Source organism: Enterobacter sp. JBIWA008 (assembly GCF_019968765.1).
In the GTDB taxonomy this organism is placed as follows: domain Bacteria; phylum Pseudomonadota; class Gammaproteobacteria; order Enterobacterales; family Enterobacteriaceae; genus Enterobacter.
Genome location: NZ_CP074149.1, coordinates 668,200 through 684,812, shown reverse-complemented (window position 1 = coordinate 684,812; position 16,613 = coordinate 668,200). Strand labels below are relative to the sequence as shown.

The 16,613-nt window shown below is 53.6% G+C and carries 18 protein-coding genes and 3 tRNA genes; 9 read left to right on the top strand and 12 right to left on the bottom strand.

The annotated features are described in order from the left end of the window. Positions 1-27: 27 nt before the first annotated feature. On the top strand, positions 28-1,575 hold the full coding sequence (locus KGP24_RS03305; RefSeq protein ID WP_223562360.1) for a YjjI family glycine radical enzyme: 1,548 nt from the start codon (positions 28-30) through the stop codon (positions 1,573-1,575). Then, positions 1,550-2,410: a YjjW family glycine radical enzyme activase gene (locus KGP24_RS03300; RefSeq protein ID WP_223562359.1), complete on the top strand. Its 861-nt coding sequence runs from the start codon at positions 1,550-1,552 to the stop codon at positions 2,408-2,410. Before KGP24_RS03305 ends, KGP24_RS03300 begins: the two co-directional genes overlap by 26 nt. On the opposite strand, the gene KGP24_RS03295 is transcribed toward KGP24_RS03300, so the two are convergent. From KGP24_RS03295 to KGP24_RS03260, 8 genes are all read right to left on the bottom strand, one after another. Further along, positions 2,405-3,187 (bottom strand): TatD family hydrolase, encoded by a 783-nt coding sequence (locus tag KGP24_RS03295; RefSeq protein ID WP_223562358.1) that lies wholly within the window; start codon positions 3,185-3,187, stop codon positions 2,405-2,407. The two genes, KGP24_RS03300 and KGP24_RS03295, sit on opposite strands and share 6 nt — an antisense overlap. Continuing rightward, positions 3,184-4,236, bottom strand: coding sequence for a patatin family protein (locus tag KGP24_RS03290; RefSeq protein WP_223562357.1), 1,053 nt, complete (start codon positions 4,234-4,236; stop codon positions 3,184-3,186). The genes KGP24_RS03295 and KGP24_RS03290 overlap by 4 nt, the downstream gene beginning before the upstream one ends. A gap of 120 nt (positions 4,237-4,356) precedes the next feature. Then, positions 4,357-4,518 carry a DUF1328 domain-containing protein gene (locus KGP24_RS03285; RefSeq protein ID WP_003856556.1) on the bottom strand — a complete coding sequence of 54 codons (162 nt, stop codon included), beginning with the start codon at positions 4,516-4,518 and terminating at the stop codon, positions 4,357-4,359. Positions 4,519-4,645: 127 nt separating this feature from the next. Then, on the bottom strand, positions 4,646-5,263 hold the full coding sequence (gene osmY / locus KGP24_RS03280; protein WP_223562356.1) for a molecular chaperone OsmY: 618 nt from the start codon (positions 5,261-5,263) through the stop codon (positions 4,646-4,648). Positions 5,264-5,562: 299 nt separating this feature from the next. Next, positions 5,563-7,152, bottom strand: a complete 1,590-nt coding sequence (gene prfC / locus KGP24_RS03275; protein WP_223562355.1) for a peptide chain release factor 3 — start codon at positions 7,150-7,152, stop codon at positions 5,563-5,565. Positions 7,153-7,243: 91 nt separating this feature from the next. After that, positions 7,244-7,921: a pyrimidine 5'-nucleotidase gene (yjjG, locus tag KGP24_RS03270; RefSeq protein WP_032660825.1), complete on the bottom strand. Its 678-nt coding sequence runs from the start codon at positions 7,919-7,921 to the stop codon at positions 7,244-7,246. A gap of 20 nt (positions 7,922-7,941) precedes the next feature. Further along, entirely contained in the window at positions 7,942-8,385 is a 444-nt protein-coding gene (gene rimI / locus KGP24_RS03265) for a ribosomal protein S18-alanine N-acetyltransferase (RefSeq protein WP_023334424.1), read from the bottom strand. Continuing rightward, the gene (locus KGP24_RS03260; RefSeq protein ID WP_223562354.1) at positions 8,354-8,767 is read right to left on the bottom strand and encodes a DNA polymerase III subunit psi; all 414 of its coding nucleotides are present in this window, start codon (positions 8,765-8,767) and stop codon (positions 8,354-8,356) included. Before KGP24_RS03260 ends, rimI begins: the two co-directional genes overlap by 32 nt. A 102-nt stretch (positions 8,768-8,869) precedes the next feature. Between KGP24_RS03260 and rsmC the strand changes: the two genes are divergently transcribed. The 4 genes from rsmC (at position 8,870) to KGP24_RS03240 (ending at position 10,392) form a co-directional block, all read left to right on the top strand. Further along, positions 8,870-9,898, top strand: coding sequence for a 16S rRNA (guanine(1207)-N(2))-methyltransferase RsmC (rsmC, locus tag KGP24_RS03255; protein ID WP_223562353.1), 1,029 nt, complete (start codon positions 8,870-8,872; stop codon positions 9,896-9,898). Positions 9,899-10,072: 174 nt separating this feature from the next. After that, positions 10,073-10,158: transfer RNA gene (locus KGP24_RS03250), tRNA-Leu, on the top strand. Between the two features lie 28 nt (positions 10,159-10,186). Further along, positions 10,187-10,273, top strand: a tRNA-Leu gene (locus KGP24_RS03245). Between the two features lie 33 nt (positions 10,274-10,306). Beyond that, positions 10,307-10,392 (top strand) — tRNA-Leu (locus KGP24_RS03240). 42 nt (positions 10,393-10,434) lie between these two features. On the opposite strand, the gene KGP24_RS03235 is transcribed toward KGP24_RS03240, so the two are convergent. Next, positions 10,435-10,665: a DUF1435 domain-containing protein gene (locus tag KGP24_RS03235; protein WP_023310309.1), complete on the bottom strand. Its 231-nt coding sequence runs from the start codon at positions 10,663-10,665 to the stop codon at positions 10,435-10,437. A gap of 254 nt (positions 10,666-10,919) precedes the next feature. Between KGP24_RS03235 and KGP24_RS03230 the strand changes: the two genes are divergently transcribed. Both KGP24_RS03230 and fhuF read left to right on the top strand, forming a co-directional pair. After that, positions 10,920-11,984: a GGDEF domain-containing protein gene (locus KGP24_RS03230; protein WP_223562352.1), complete on the top strand. Its 1,065-nt coding sequence runs from the start codon at positions 10,920-10,922 to the stop codon at positions 11,982-11,984. 95 nt (positions 11,985-12,079) lie between these two features. Beyond that, positions 12,080-12,868: a siderophore-iron reductase FhuF gene (fhuF, locus tag KGP24_RS03225; protein WP_223562351.1), complete on the top strand. Its 789-nt coding sequence runs from the start codon at positions 12,080-12,082 to the stop codon at positions 12,866-12,868. 96 nt (positions 12,869-12,964) lie between these two features. On the opposite strand, the gene KGP24_RS03220 is transcribed toward fhuF, so the two are convergent. Further along, positions 12,965-14,311, bottom strand: coding sequence for a PTS sugar transporter subunit IIC (locus tag KGP24_RS03220; RefSeq protein ID WP_223562350.1), 1,347 nt, complete (start codon positions 14,309-14,311; stop codon positions 12,965-12,967). Between the two features lie 328 nt (positions 14,312-14,639). Between KGP24_RS03220 and KGP24_RS03215 the strand changes: the two genes are divergently transcribed. Then, positions 14,640-15,098, top strand: a complete 459-nt coding sequence (locus tag KGP24_RS03215; protein WP_047957704.1) for a YbaK/EbsC family protein — start codon at positions 14,640-14,642, stop codon at positions 15,096-15,098. Positions 15,099-15,136: 38 nt separating this feature from the next. Here KGP24_RS03215 and bglJ read toward each other — a convergent pair whose 3' ends face one another. Next, complete coding sequence (gene bglJ / locus KGP24_RS03210) at positions 15,137-15,772, bottom strand: DNA-binding transcriptional activator BglJ (protein ID WP_223563445.1); 636 nt, start codon at positions 15,770-15,772, stop codon at positions 15,137-15,139. After that, the gene (locus tag KGP24_RS03205; protein ID WP_223562349.1) at positions 15,769-16,506 is read right to left on the bottom strand and encodes a response regulator transcription factor; all 738 of its coding nucleotides are present in this window, start codon (positions 16,504-16,506) and stop codon (positions 15,769-15,771) included. Before KGP24_RS03205 ends, bglJ begins: the two co-directional genes overlap by 4 nt. Positions 16,507-16,613 lie beyond the last annotated feature (107 nt).

Here is a 16,613-nt window from a genome sequence, read left to right as displayed (position 1 = left end):
CGCAGAACAACACTCAAGGAAGCGAATATGCCCCACTCCAGCCCCGACGCCCTGCAACAACGTTGCCAGCACATTGTGACAAGCCCGGTGTTAACCCCGGAACAAAAACGTCATTTTCTGGCGCTGGAAGCGGAAAACAACCTGCCTTATCCGGCACTTCCTGATGCCGCGCGAGCCGCACTGGACGAGGGGGTTATCTGCGACATGTTCGAAGGCCACGCGCCTTACAAACCCCGTTACGTTCTGCCGGATTACGCAAAATTTCTGGCTGACGGTTCAGAATGGCTGGAGCTGGAAGGGGCGAAAGATCTCGACGACGCCCTCTCGCTGTTAACCATCCTCTACCATCATGTTCCGTCCGTCACATCGATGCCGGTCTATCTCGGTCAGCTTGATGCGATATTAACTCCATATGTTAGAATTCTAACACAAGAAGAGATCGATAGCCGAATAAAACGTTTCTGGCGCTATCTTGACCGTACGCTGCCCGACGCGTTTATGCACGCAAACATCGGGCCTGCTGACGGCCCCATCACCCGTGCTATTCTGCGTGCCGACGCAGAGCTGAAGCAGGTCGCACCTAACCTGACCTTTATCTACGATCCAGATATCACCCCAGACGATTTGCTGCTTGAGGTGGCAAAAAACATATGTGAATGCAGCAAACCGCACATTTCTAATGGCCCGATGAATGATAAAATTTTCACAAAAGGCCGTTTTGGCGTGGTGAGCTGTTACAACTCCCTGCTGCTGGCTGGCGGTGGCAGCACCCTGGTGCGCCTTAACCTCAAAGCCATTGCTGAATACAGCACATCCATTGAAGACTTCTTCACCAGCACGCTCCCGCACTACTGCCAGCAGCAAATGACCATCATCGATGCCCGCTGCGATTTCCTGTATCAACAATCGGGCTTCTTTGAGAATAGCTTCCTGGTAAAAGAGGGGCTGATTGATGCCGATCGGTTTGTGCCGATGTTTGGCATGTACGGCCTGGCGGAAGCGGTGAATACGCTCTGTGAAAAGGAGGGCATTGAAGGTCGTTACGGAAAAGACGAGCAGGCCAACGCGCTGGGCTACCGCATCAGCGAGCAGCTTGCGGCGTTCGTTGAAAGCACGCCGGTGAAACACGGCTGGAAGCATCGCGCGATGCTTCACGCGCAGTCGGGGATCAGCTCCGACTCGGGCACCACGCCGGGCGCGCGCCTGCCCTACGGCGACGAGCCGGATCCCATCAGCCATCTGCTGGCAGTGGCCCCCCATCACAAGCACTACGCTTCCGGGATAAGCGATATTTTAACGCTGGATGAGACGATTAAACGCAACCCGCAGGCTGTGTTCCAGCTGTGCCTGGGCGCGTTCAGGACGGGTATGCGCGAGTTTACCGCCAACGTAGCGGGTAACGATCTGGTGCGCGTCACCGGGTATATGGTGCGGCTATCGGATCTGGAGAAATACCGGGACGCGGGGTCAAGAACCAACACTACATGGCTGGGGGAAGAAGCCGCACGCAATACCCGTATTCTGGAACGTCAGCCTCGCGTGATAAGCCATGAACAGCAGATGCGCTTTAGTTAGTCAGGTCATTCCTTTTTCCTGCGTGGACGGGCCGGGTAGCCGCCTTGCCCTGTTCCTGCAGGGCTGCAACCTGCGCTGTAAAACCTGCCACAACCCGTGGACGATAGGCCGCTGCAACGACTGCGGGGACTGCGTGCCCCACTGCCCGCACGACGCGCTGACTATTCAGGCCGGACGCGTCTGGTGGCAGGAGAGTGACTGCCAGCAGTGCGACACCTGCCTGCACCTGTGCCGGCAGCAGGCAACGCCTATGGCGCACCGCTTCAGCCTGGAAGAGATCCTCACTCAGGTCCGCAAATCCGCACCCTTTATCGAAGGGATCACCGTGAGCGGCGGCGAAGCCACAACGCAACTGCCGTTTTTAGTGACGCTATTCTCAGCGATCAAAGCCGATCCTGCCCTGCGTCACCTGACCTGTCTGGTAGACAGCAACGGTCTGTTAAGCGAAACGGGCTGGCAAAAGCTGCTGCCGGTAATGGATGGCGCGATGCTGGATCTGAAGGCGTGGGGGAACGAGCATCATCGCTTCCTGACCGGGCGCGACAATCCGCTGATCAAGCAGAGCATCCGCTGGCTGGCAGATCGTCACCGCTTGACGGAGCTCCGCCTGCTGGTTATTCCGGGGCAGTGTGATTATCTGGAGCACCTGAAACCGCTAACGACCTTTATCCACGGGCTTGGAAATATTCCGGTGCGCATCAACGCGTTTCACGCGCATGGCGTTTACGGTGAGGCTGCGTCGTGGCGCAACGCCACGCCCGAGGACGTTGAACCGCTGGCGCGGGCGCTGGAAAAACAGAAGATTACTGTGATTCGCCCTTCTCTTTACCTATAGCGTGATGCCAAATACCGAACGGGTATTTTCCAGCAGCGCTTCAGCAATCACCTCTTCTGGCTCTTTTCGCAGTTCACACAGGGTGGTAAACACGCGCGCCGCCTGTTCCGGGCGATTGGGCTGCCCCTGAAAACCATTTAGCGGCATATCCGGCGCGTCGGTTTCCAGCAGGAGCGCCGACAGCGGCAGCTGTGCCATCACGTCCCGGGTTTTACTGGCACGCGGATAGGTGATGGTGCCGCCGACGCCGATTTTATAGCCCAGGTCAAAAAAACGCTGCGCCTGCTGCAGGCTGCCGGAGAAACCATGCACTACGCCCCTGCGCGGGAGATCGATGCGTTTCAGATGCATAGCCAGCTTATCGTGCGTGCGTCTTGAATGGAGGATCACCGGCAGATCGTGACGCTTCGCCAGCCTGAGCTGCGCGTCGAGGATCGTCTGCTGACGCTCAAACTGCGGATCCTCGCGATAAAGATCGAGGCCGATCTCACCGATGGCGACAAGCTTGTCTCCTGCAGTCTGCAGTACCTCATCAAGCCTCTCAATGTGTTCATCAAGATGCCGCTCAATCACAATCGGATGCAGGCCGAGCGCGGCATAGAGCGCGGAGTGTCGTATGGAAAGATCCAGCACCCGGGAAAAATAGGCCGCTTCCACTGACGGCACAATGATGGCCTGAACGCCTGCCTCGGCAGCTTTCGCAATGCTTTGCGCTTCATCCCCCGTAAACGGAGGGAAATCAAAGTGGCAGTGGGTATCGACAAAGCGGTGCGTCACGCCAGATCCTCGTTATCCAGTAAAGCGTCATTCGCCTGCGGAATATCCACCAGCGGCATCGTCAGGGCGTCGTTGGCGACAATCGCAGGCGGCGTAATAATGCGTTTATGCCGATGAAGCGGCGGCTGCTCCGCCAGCATTTTCCCCACCGTCGCCAGGAAGTAGCGCCCGCACATCCGGCCCGTTTTGTAATCCATGCGCAGCGCAGGAACGCGGCTGCCCAGGGCCATGCTCAGCAGCGGCTTAGGCGGATAGATTTCAAAAATACGCAGCTTACCCGGCGGTTTTTCAATAAAGCGCTGCATCGCGCCGTAGGTGGTTTCATGCTGCTTCGCGATGTTCACCAGCGGCTGTAGGCTGCTGTCACCCAACCAGCGCTCCATCCGCTTAAACCACTGCGGGGTGTAATACATTTGCGACGGCACGGTACGGATCACCACAATGGTTTTCGCCCCGCGCCGGGCGGCTTCCTGCACGGGCACCGCGTCACTGATCCCGCCGTCCAGATAGCTAATGCCATCCAGGAGGGCACCGGTACGATAAAAGCCGGGGATCGCGCTGGAGGCGCGGATAATGTCCAGCCAGTTCTCCTTCTGAGGAGAAAAATAGCCCGGCGAATAATCATCGCCCCGGCTGGCGCACATCCAGAATTCTTTGCCGCTATCAAACAGACGGGCGGCGGTATCCATAGCCAGCGGCATCTGGCTGGAGGTCGACTCCAGCAGCCAGTCGAGATCGATCAGGTTACCGCCGCGCACAAAGCGCACCGGGTTGAAAAACTCTTTTGCCGTGGTGTAACGCATGATCACTTTTCGCGCGTAGCCAGGCTGGTTGCAGACATAGGCTGAAAGGTTCTGCGCCCCGGCAGAGGTGCCGAAGTAAAGGTCAAACGGATTGAACTGCGCGCGCATAAATTCATCCAGCACGCCGGCGGTGAAAATGCCGCGCTGTCCTCCCCCCTCGCACACCAGCGCGAGTTGACCTGCGCGAAACGGTTTTAACGTCAGCGGCGCAATATTGCCGAGCGTAACGGGAATTCGTTGCCCCACCTCTGCTTTCCTGTTTTGATTATTTTATAACACCACAGTAACGCACCCGACCTGTTACGCAAATAAGAAAAAGCCAGTCACAGTGACTGGCTTTTTTTTGTTGAAGGAATATTGCGTTTGCTACGGACGTCTACGACCCGTAAACAGGCTGACCAGGAACAGAATAATACCTACAACGAAGACAATTTTAGCTGCCCATGCCGCTGTACCTGCCAGTCCACCAAAGCCCAATGCGGCGGCAATTAACGCGATAACCAGAAATATAATGCCCCAACGAAACATAAGCTTCTCCTTTACCATAGTTAATGTCGGCCGCTAAACGTGAGCGCTCAGGTCACTCACCGGCGTTTTTCCAGAGTCGTTCTTATATCGCCCGCAGGTTTTAGCCTGACGGGCGAATGGTGCAGATTTACTTCGTTTTCAGATCGTTTTTAACGCTTTTCACACCGTCAATCGCTTTCGCGATGGACTCGGCACGTTCACTTTGCGCCTGCGAATCTACCGTACCGGAGAGCTGAACCACACCATCGGTGGTTTCCACTTTAACCTTACGGGACGGCACGATGTCATCAGCTAAAAGTTTAGCTTTGATTTCGCTGGTGGTGGCTGCATCACCGGCATAACCTTTCACCGACGCGTTTTTGCTGTCACGTACGTGCAGCTTATCGCTGACGGAGGCAACACCTTCAACGCCCTTCGCCACTTTCACCGCCTGTTCGGCCTGAGCCTGGCTTTCAACAAAGCCGCTCAGCGTGACCACTTTCTTGTCGGTCTTAACGGAAATATCGGTGCTCTTGATGGCTTCATCATCCACCAGTGCGGCTTTCACTTTTGCTGTGATTGAACTGTCGTCCATGAAATTGCCGACTTTATTCATAGAGCTATCGATTTTTTGCCCTGCGCTATCGGCCGTGGACTGTGCTTTATCCATCGTGCTGCTTTCCGCCAGAGCAGAGCCGCTCACCAGAACGCTACCCAGAGTCACAGCCAGCAGAGTTTTAGAAATCTTCAGTCTTGTCATATTCATCGATCTATTCCTGTGTTGACCCGTTATTTGGGCTACATACTTCCTTAGTAGTTATATATATTGCGAATAAACACACGGGCAAAATGGATAACCTAAAGCCATGCATTGAACAGTTAATTTATCCACGCCCGGTGTTAAACACTGAGTTAAATATAGATCACTCTCACAGAGCCGCTTTCAGAATTGGGTAAAAAATGCTCGAATAGCGTGAAATTGCGTTGAATTAAGAACATTCCGCAAGGGATTAATAAGACAGGAATTAAAGAAGAGCACGGCGGCAGCCGTGCTCTGAGAGGGGATTAGTGCTCGCGTGTTTTACGGAACTGAACGTCAGGATAACGTTCCTGCGTCAGGTTGAGGTTCACCATCGTTGGGGCAATATAGGTCAGGTTATCGCCGCCATCCAGCGCCAGCTGAATTTCGTTCTTACGCTTAAATTCTTCGAATTTCTTCACGTCAGAACACTCAACCCAGCGCGCAGTCGCGACGTTTACCGATTCGTAAATCGCTTCCACGTTGTACTCGCTCTTCAGACGCGCGACAACCACGTCGAACTGCAGCACACCGACCGCACCAACGATCAGGTCGTTGTTCGCGATTGGACGGAACACCTGCACGGCGCCCTCTTCGGAAAGCTGGACCAGGCCTTTCAGCAGCTGTTTCTGCTTCAGCGGATCGCGCAGACGGATACGACGGAACAGCTCCGGTGCGAAGTTCGGAATACCGGTGAACTTCATCATTTCACCCTGGGTGAAGGTATCGCCGATCTGAATAGTGCCGTGGTTGTGCAAACCGATGATGTCGCCCGGATAGGCCTCTTCAACGTGCGAACGGTCACCCGCCATAAAGGTCAGCGCGTCGGAGATGACAACGTCTTTCCCGATACGCACCTGGCGCAGCTTCATGCCTTTTTCATATTTACCGGACACCACGCGCATAAAAGCCACGCGGTCACGGTGTTTCGGGTCCATGTTGGCCTGAATCTTAAACACGAAGCCGGTGAACTTCTCTTCTTTTGCTTCCACTTCACGGGTGTCGGTTTTACGCGGCATCGGCTGCGGCGCCCACTCCACCAGGCCGTCGAGCATATGGTCCACGCCAAAGTTACCCAGCGCGGTACCGAAGAAGACCGGGGTGATTTCACCGCTCAGGAACAGCTCTTTGTCGAATTCGTGAGACGCGCCCTTCACCAGCTCCAGCTCGTCGCGCAGCTGCGCGGCCAGCTCTTCGCCGACCGCCGCGTCCAGCTCCGGGTTGTCCAGACCTTTCACGATGCGCACTTCCTGAATGGTGTGGCCTTTACCTGTCTGATACAGGTAAGTTTCGTCTTTATAGAGGTGATAAACCCCTTTGAACAGCTTACCGCAGCCAATTGGCCAGGTGATTGGCGCACAGGCGATCTTCAGCTCGTTTTCCACTTCATCCATCAGCTCCATCGGATCGCGGATGTCACGGTCGAGTTTGTTCATAAAGGTGAGGATCGGCGTATCGCGCAGACGGGTGACTTCCATCAGCTTACGGGTACGATCTTCTACACCTTTCGCGGCGTCGATCACCATCAGACAGCAGTCCACTGCCGTCAGGGTACGGTAGGTATCTTCGGAGAAGTCTTCGTGGCCCGGGGTGTCCAGCAGGTTCACCAGGCAGTCGTGATACGGGAACTGCATCACGGAGGTGGTAATCGAAATACCACGCTGCTTTTCCATCTCCATCCAGTCAGATTTTGCGTGCTGGCTGGAGCCACGGCCTTTAACGGTACCCGCAGTCTGGATCGCCTGTCCGAACAGTAACACCTTCTCAGTGATGGTCGTTTTACCGGCATCCGGGTGCGAGATAATGGCAAAAGTACGGCGCTTGGCCACCTCTTGCAGATAAGGAGACAACGTCATAATTAAATCTTCTTTTATAAGCGCGGCAGCACGCCACGCGTCATGGAATACAAAATTGCGGCTATTTTACCCATCAATGGGGGGCAGGCAATCATTGTTTACACAGGAGTTGCTCCAGTTCGTTCAACGACGTGACGGTCCAGGTCGGCTCGATGCCTTCAGGCTTCACGCGGCCATGCGCATTGAGCCAGACGGTCGACAGACCGGCATTCATACCGCCCAGAATATCGGACTCTGCCGTGTCTCCCACCATCAGTACACGATCGCGGTCAGGATTCCCGGCCTGCGACAGTGCATAATCGAAAATACGCGGATCCGGTTTAGGTACACCCACCTCTTCCGAGATCACCAGCGCGTCGAAATGATCGCGCAGGCCGGTGCGCTCGAGGCGGATCTGCTGCAGGGCGGTAAAACCGTTGGTGATGATCCCCAGTTTCACCTTGCCTTTCAACGCATTCAGCAGGGAAACCGCGCCCGGCAGTGGCGCACAGATATCGGCCATCGCGTTCAGGAAGGCCTCGTTAAGCGTCCCCGGGCTGACCTTTAAACGTTCCGCCCAGACGTCAAAGCGCTGGTGCTGAAGTTGTAACGCGGTGATGGCACCGTTCTGGTAATCCACCCACAGCGGCTTGTTCACCGCCTGGTAGTCCTGAAAATCTTCAGCGGTGAAGGTCACGCTATAGTCGAGAAACATCCGCTGCAGGCCGCCGAACGAATCAAACGTAAACAGCGTTTCGTCGGCATCAAAGAAAATCCAGTCCCATTTCATCGTTACAACCTTATTTTTTATTATCCAATCGGCAGAGCCATTATGATGGCGTCTTCACGTCCCTCTGCGGTGGGGTAGTAGTTACGGCGGATTGTCGCCTCGTTAAAGCCTAAGCTTTCATAGAGCGCGATGGCGGCGACATTCGACGCGCGCACCTCCAGCCACAGGGTGAAAACGTCACGGGTTTCGAGCTCACGAATGAGGTGCTCAAGCAGCTCTCTTCCCAGCCCACGGCGCTGAAACGCGGGATCAACTGCGATATTAAACAGCGTCGCCTCATCAAGAACAACCTGCGTGATGGCGAAGGCGGCCATGGTGCCGTCAACGTCCAGACGGTAGTTCAGATACCGTTCGCCCTGATTGCTGGCGAAGGTTTTTTCGCTCCACGGAAACGCGTGGGCGCGTGTTTCAATCGCAAACGCTGTGGTCAGGTCAGGCGTCGTGAGGGAAGAAATCGTGTTCATATTCGCAGATTTGTTGCCATAGCGCGCTGCGCGCTTTTGGGTTGGCTTTCAGTTCGTCCAGCGCTGGCGTGCAGATCTGACTCCCCTGGAGGAGGATCTCGTTTGTCTCTCCGATACGCCAGCTGTTACAGCGGCTATCAGGAGGAAGCATCGCAACACGCTCTGGCGTCAGCTGTAAAACCTGGTCGGCCGTCATCTTCAGGCTGCGAAGGACATCATCGATCAGGGGTTCGTTCAGGGCAGGCAGTTCTTCCGCCACCATCACCAGGCGTACGTGTGCAGGGATGGAAATGGCGATTTCGCCCTGCAACGCCGTCGGGCGACGCAAAGCCCACTGGGTAATGCCCAGCTGCTGCAACTGCCAGTCTCGTCGGGATGTCATAGGGAAAACTCCTGTCTCTCAGGCGCGCAAATATAGCAAATGTGTCGAAAGTGCGCCATCTACCTACTATAATCCCCGCCTGAGTTTATTGAGGAACAATTCATGTCTGCATTTACCCCGGCAAGTGAAGTCTTGCTGCGTCACAGTGATGATTTCGAAGAAAGCCGTATTCTGTTTGCCGGAGATATGCAGGATGACCTGCCTGCGCGTTTCGACTGTGCTGAAAGCCGTGCCCACACCCAATACTACCACCACTGGCAGGTGCTGAGCCGCCAGATGGGTGAGCGCGCGCGCTTTAGCCTGGTGGCGGAACAGAGCGATATCGCCCACTGCGATACGCTGATTTACTACTGGCCGAAGAACAAGCCGGAAGCCCAGTTCCAGCTGATGAACCTGCTCTCTCTGCTGCCGGTCGGCTGCGATATTTTCGTGGTGGGTGAGAACCGCAGCGGCGTGCGTAGCGCTGAACAGATGCTGGAAGGCTACGCGCCGCTGAATAAAGTCGACAGCGCTCGCCGCTGTGGTCTGTACCATGGCCGTCTGGAAAAACAGACAACGTTTGATGCACAGGCATACTGGGACGAGTACCAGCTTGACGGCCTGACCATCAAAACCCTGCCGGGCGTGTTCAGCCGTGACGCGCTGGATACGGGCAGCAAGCTACTGCTCTCCACCCTGACGCCGCACACTAAAGGCAAAGTGCTGGACGTGGGCTGCGGCGCGGGCGTGCTTTCTACCGTGCTCGCCAGCCATTCACCAAAAGTCCGTTTAACCCTGTGTGACGTGAGCGCCCCGGCGGTTGAAGCCAGCCGCGCAACGCTTGCCGCAAACGGCATTGAAGGCGAGGTGATTGCCAGCAACGTCTTCTCTGACGTCACCGGTCGCTTCGACATGATCATCTCCAACCCGCCGTTCCACGACGGTATGGAAACCAGCCTGGAGGCGGCACAAACGCTGATCCGTGGCGCCGTTCGTCACCTGAACAGCGGCGGCGAGCTGCGTATCGTTGCGAACGCCTTCCTGGCGTACCCGAAAGTACTGGACGAAACCTTCGGCTTCCATGAAGTGATCGCCCAGACCGGCCGCTTTAAGGTCTACCGCACCGTGATGACGCGTCAGGCAAAGAAATAATTTGCCAAGCAATGCTTGCCGGATAAGCGCCAGCGCCATCCTGCAAGCAGGCGTCTCAGTTCCGGCCATTTTTGCAGCAATCAATAAAAGGCGCGCACTTTTCTGTTGACGTAAAGCTGAAAACATCTAGAATGCGCCTCCGTGGTTACGATACTTTTACAGTATCGATGGTATGCGAAGGTGGCGGAATTGGTAGACGCGCTAGCTTCAGGTGTTAGTGTCCTTTGGATGTGGGGGTTCGAGTCCCCCCCCTCGCACCATAAATCACAATGATATTGCTCGCACTGGGCGAAGGTGGCGGAATTGGTAGACGCGCTAGCTTCAGGTGTTAGTGTCCTTACGGATGTGGGGGTTCGAGTCCCCCCCCTCGCACCAACGAGGCGATATCAATAATAGTAAGATGACTGTGCGAAGGTGGCGGAATTGGTAGACGCGCTAGCTTCAGGTGTTAGTGTCCTTAGGATGTGGGGGTTCGAGTCCCCCCCCTCGCACCAATTATCTTACATCCCTTCTGAAGTTCACCTTGTTTTTCCCTGTTATTTCAAACTCATCAGTATCACCAAAATTCCACTGACCAGTGCTACGCATGACGGCAATAAAACGAAGTGGCGCAGCTGCTTATGCCAGATCATGCCTGACGTGACTAACAGTCCTGACACAATGATTGCTTTCCAGGTATCAAGGGAGAGATCGGCAAACATCAACCCGCCGAGAATGGCTCCCGGTAGCAATACCCCCCAACCACTGCCAAGCGCCCTGTTCAACATGATTCACCCTCTCACAACGATAATGATAACCAATATCATATGACACACGTTATCATTTGTCAGCTGAATGAATCAAAATCCATCGACCTTTACCTTTCCCGTAATGACAGGAATTGCCTAAGGTGATAAATTGCACACCTGTTAACTACATCTAAAGATTTTCTGATAATTACTCTTTGAGTTTTTTGCATGTTTTATTGCGAAACGGCACCCACTTATTTGTTTTAATTAGATTTTAATAAAAACGCACGACTATGACATCACACTCCTGGCGGTCTTTGGTTCACAGAAAATATCAATTGTCGTTACGTTTATTTTTATTTCTGAACGCAACCTCGGCAGTGTTCTCGGTAACAAATCCGCTCAATTCTGTACGCCTGTTATCTGCCCCACTTATTGCTATTTTCTTCATCAGCACCGGCCTGTTCGTCTGGCACTGGAGAAAGCGCGCGCGGAAGATCAATATTCCCCTTGTTTCAGGGATCTTCGGTATTTTGTGGGCCTGGCAAATTGTGTCTAAATTCGCCTTAATTACCCACGACCACGCGACGTATTTGTTAATCGCCCTATTAACGGTGCTTTTTATCGGAACGCTGGCATTCGCCAGTAATATCAAAGCATTTACTCTGCACTCATTGCCCACCTTTATTGTCTGCCTGTGGCTAAGCGATCACGATATATGGCTGAGAATGACCTATTCTTTCGCACTTCCTGTGGTGGCAATCGCTATTCATAACATTTTGCAAAGACGTAACGATCGTTTCGCTCAGGAATTGCTCTCTCGCCTGTTGGAAGAGCGAGAAACCCTTACCGATCTCAGCATGATGGACCCGCTTACCGGGCTCTATAATCGTCGCGGTCTGCAAAGCCGTCTGGAGAACCTGCCTGCGGTAGAGAATGGCGAGCACTTTGTCCTGCTGATGGATATCGACCATTTCAAAGCCTATAACGATCATTATGGCCATATGATGGGCGACCAGGCGCTGAAGCGCGTCTCTGCGGCAATCCGCGACGCCGTGCGTTCTCGCGATATTGTGGCGCGTTTTGGCGGGGAAGAGTTTATGGTGCTGCTGACCAATATTTCACTCGAACATGCTCGCCTGACGGCCGAACGGATCCGCCAGAAAGTCTACGATTTGAAAATCCCGCATCTGTTTAACGAGAGCGTCGCTACAAACGTCACCATCAGCATTGGTATTGCCATTTTCGAGGATGAAGACGTGGAAGGCGCGCTGGAAAAAGCGGACAAAGCCCTCTACGAAGCAAAACATATGGGGCGCAATAACATTCTGTTGAGTGAAGAGTTGCAGACGGCGTAAACATCGCGGCGATATCATCAGGACAAAAGTCTTGCCATTGGTATGAGCAATAGTTAGGATTGGCAATCATTATCATTTAGATTTCTATCTATACTATGGCCACGCATACCGCACACATTGTCGAACCCCTCCTCTGGCGAGCGCCCCTCACCAGCGGGAATGCTTCGCTTGCGGATGCCATACGGGATAAGATTGCGGAGACGCGCGCCCACCTGCTGGACTTTATCCGGCTTGATGAAGCGCACCCGAACCACGCCATGACGCTTTCAGAGTGGCGTCAACCGACAAAACTGCAGTCGCTGCTGGCCACCTATTCCGACCATATCTATCGCAATCAGCCCACCCTTACGCGGGAAAATAAACCGCTGCTCTCACTCTGGGCGCAGTGGTATATCGGGCTAATGGTGCCTCCCCTCATGCTGGCGCTGTTAACGCAAAAGAGCATGCTGGAACTCTCGCCGGATAATTTCCACGTCGAGTTTCACGAAACCGGACGTGCAGCCTGCTTCTGGATTGATCTTCGCGAAGACCAGAACGCGGAATGCCTGACGGCTCAGGAACGTATGGAGCAGCTTATCACCCAGGCCCTGATCCCGGTGGTAGAAGCGCTTGAAGCGACGGGAGAGATTAATGGGAAGCTTATCTGGAGCAATACGGGCTATTTAATCCACTGGTATTTAACGGAAATGAAGCCTCTGCTTGGTGATGAGAATGTTGACGCCCTGCGTCAGTCCTGTTTCTTTGCAAAACAGCTTTCCGATGGCCGCGACAACCCGTTATTTCGTACCGTCGTGCTCCGTGATGGGCTACTGGTTCGCCGCACCTGCTGCCAGCGCTACCGCCTGCCGGACGTTAAGGAGTGCGGGGATTGCACGCTGAAGTAGTCGGGCCCGGCCTGATGCCCTCATCCTGCTCCTCTCCCACAGGGAGAGGGAACAAACACTAAAAACGGCAACCTGAGTTGCCGTTTTGCTTTTTACCTAGGCTACCTGCTGATTGTCCTCTTCCGCGTTACGCTGCGCTTCTTCCGCTTCCTGCTCCAGCAGCTGCTTCTCGTACACTTTGAAGAACGGGTAGTAGATGATTGCCGATACGCAGGCCAGAACCACAACCAGAATAGCCGCGCGGAAATCCCAGCCCAGAGCCCACGCTGCGCCTATCGGCGCCGGTGCTGTCCAGGGGACCACTGAGATGACGCGGCCAATCAGGTCAAACGTCATCGCCGCCCAGGCCAGCACGGCATTTACCATCGGTGCCAGCAGGAACGGAATAAAGAACACCGGGTTCATCACAATCGGCGTACCGAAAATGACGGGTTCATTTATGTTAAAGAAGCTGGGGACCACGCTCAAACGCCCGATAGAACGTAAATGCGCTGAACGGCTACGCAGATAGCAAATCACCAGCCCCATCGTGGCGCCCGACCCGCCAATCACGATAAAGAACGTCCAGAATGCCTCCATGAAAATATGCGGCAGAGGCTGGCTGGCGGCCAGCGCGGTCTGGTTAGCGCCCAGGTTAGTCAGCCAGAACATCTGCAGCATCCCGGAGACGATGGCGGCTCCGTGGATCCCGGCGAACCACAGCAGATGGCCAATCAACACTGCCAGCAGGATCGCAGGCAGGGAATCCGCTGCGGAAACCAAAGGTTTAAAGACCGACATAATGGCCTGCGGGATCAGCATGCCAAACTGAGACTGAATGACCAGGCTCAGAGGATAGAGCGTTAACACCACCACCAGTACCGGAATCAGCAGATCAAAAGAGTTTTTGATCATCGGAGGAACCTGGTCTGGCAGGCGAATACCGATGTTATGGGCTTTGAGGAAACGCATCATCTCAACGCAGTAGATCGCCACCAGAATCGCGGTAAAAATCCCCGTCCCGCCCAGGCTATCGACTGGCAGCGTGCCATTGGTTTTCGGTGCCGCGACCAGCAGAAACGCCATCAGCGACAGCATGGCACACATGAACGGGTCTAACTGGTGCGATTTGACATAGTGCTTGCCAAGGTTATAGGCAATGGCCGCACAGATATAAATGGACATAATGCCCATCGTCATATCAAACGGCGTCAGGATCTGGCCTTCAAGCTGCTTCGCCATATCCAGCCAGGCTCGGGCGAAACCCCAGGTGGTATCCGGAGAAAACGGCGGATATGCGAACACCAGCAAAAATGAACCCACAATCATAAATGGCATCGCAGAGATGAATCCATCACGGATAGCCATGACATGACGCTGGGAAGAGATCCGCCCGGCAATCGGGCTGACGTAATTTTCAACAAAACGGAATATCAGGTTAAACGCAGCATGGTTGGCAGACATGGCAGATCTCCTGTCAGACGTTTATTACAGGCACATTTGCGCCGCACGTTGTTCCATAAATCACCTTCACAACCTTGCTGGCTTGTGTACCAGTGGTACTGCTCAGACGGAATGGTTTCATAATTTGCTCTTATTATTGGATACAGGGGACGTAACGTACTCAGTATTAATCGACGCCTCACGCTCTGCAACCGGTTACTGTAACCGGTTTCTGTGATTGTGAAGAGGATCCAGAAATCAGCCGTTCGGGATATTTGTTACTTAAGAGATATTTACAGATCATAAATTCTTATGACAGATTACGCAGGATATTTGTCAGGAGGAAACAATGAGTTTGCAGTCTGTACAGCAGTTTTTTGCCGACAACGCGCCGGATATAGACATCATTGAACTTAGCCAGAGTACCGCTACCGTTGCGTTGGCTGCTGCCGCCCACCGTGTTGAACCGGGACAAATCGCCAAGACCTTGTCATTAAAGGTGAAAAATGAGGTGATTCTGGTGGTAGCAAAAGGCGATGCACGCCTGGATAACAAAAAACTAAAAGACACCTTTGGTGCAAAAGCGCGCATGCTCAGCAGTGATGAGGTGGTGACCATCACCGGTCACCCCGTTGGCGGCGTGTGCCCTTTCGGCCTGGAAAACCCGCTCGCGGTTTACTGCGATATCTCGTTAAAGCAGTACGCCGAAGTCCTTCCCGCCGCAGGCGCAATTCATAGTGCCGTGCGTATCTCACCTGACAGAATGGCAGAGCTGACTTCCGCAAAATGGGTTGATGTTTGCATCTGATTGATGCGCCAGAGCCTGTCTGGCGCGCAGGAGGCAGGTTATAAAAAGGTCGGCTTGCTGAGTGTCGAACTTCGCGGTTCTCTTGCCGAAAGGTGGGTAATAATATCTGCCGCATCGAGTAACCCTACGTCAGAGTTCACCCCCAGCTTCACCATCGCATTAAACTTATGCGCCCGGATAGTCTTAATATTGCGTTCGAGCTGTGCAGCGATTTGAGGAATGGAATAGCCGCAAGACATATAACGCAATATTGCCCGTTCCGTTGGGCTTAACATTCTGCTTTGACTCCGGTACCACTGATTCATCATATTGTCATTGATGCGCAGGGTTTCACTCAACAACACCATGAATTCATTCTGCAGCTGCTCAAGCGTCAGCGATTTGCTGACCACACCGTGAAGGCGTGACGGGGAAAGATGGCTAATTAATCTTGCTTCCATCTCATCAGCGACCAGGATAATGCGCTGGATATGGCCATGCGTAAACGCAAAATCCCGCAGGTGCGCAAGGCAGCTACGACGCTCTTCTCGTGCATCGGAATATGAATAGATCAGCGAGAAAAAATTGATGTGCTGAAGTGCTTTCTTAAAGCTGTCAAATTCACTAAACAGATGCAGCTGATAATGATTCAGGCCGGGCATCGCAAAAAGATGCTGTAGCCCAACAGCACTCATCGTGCAATTTTCGACGATGGCGATATGTCTTGTTGAATCGGTTTTTTCCATTCCTCGAACTCTCCATAGGCTGACATCAAACTCAGCTCTCGCATTCCCTGTGTACTGTTTATCCAGGCGTACATATCGGCATTACTGCGTAATGACAGCCGTCGCATCGCACTATTTTTCTGCGCACTGATGGTTTTATTGCTCTTCTTGAGCAATGTGGCGATTTGGTTAATCCCCCATCCTTTACCTAACAGTCGCAATACTTTGCGTTCCGAATGCGTGAGCGCGATGACATGTTCGCCTTCATCCTCCGTACTTTGAGGTTCAGGGGCTAACAACGTCTGGCTTACCCGCTCTGCGCGTTCGCTGCCTGCCCGAATAGCGTTAACCAGGCCTTCAATGGGTTCCATATCAGAAAGCAACGTACTTTCCGGGCACACAAGTAACTCAACGGCAATAGGGTTAAGCGGCCGCGAAACTAAAAAGATCCAGTGAATGTTCCGGTATTGATTCAATAAACTGAAATACTCTTCGAGCGCGCCCCGAGGATTCCAGTATTCGCCTGAGATATCGGCAATGATGACATCAGCGCGGCGTAACTGGAGCAGAGTTAACTCCTGTAATGAGCTGCAATAGGTCAATTGAAAATCGGGAAAATGGCGAGTCATAACGCCCCCTAACCCGTTTTGCATGACCGGTATCCGGCTAATGATAACGCAATGCTTACCGTGCAAAGACAACATAGACCCTCCGTGTCCATTTCTTCATTTGATGAGTAATGTTAAAACGCATCAACGTATGAGTATTTTTCGTCCCTGAGTGTGAAGCAGGTTAATACAAGCAGAAGATG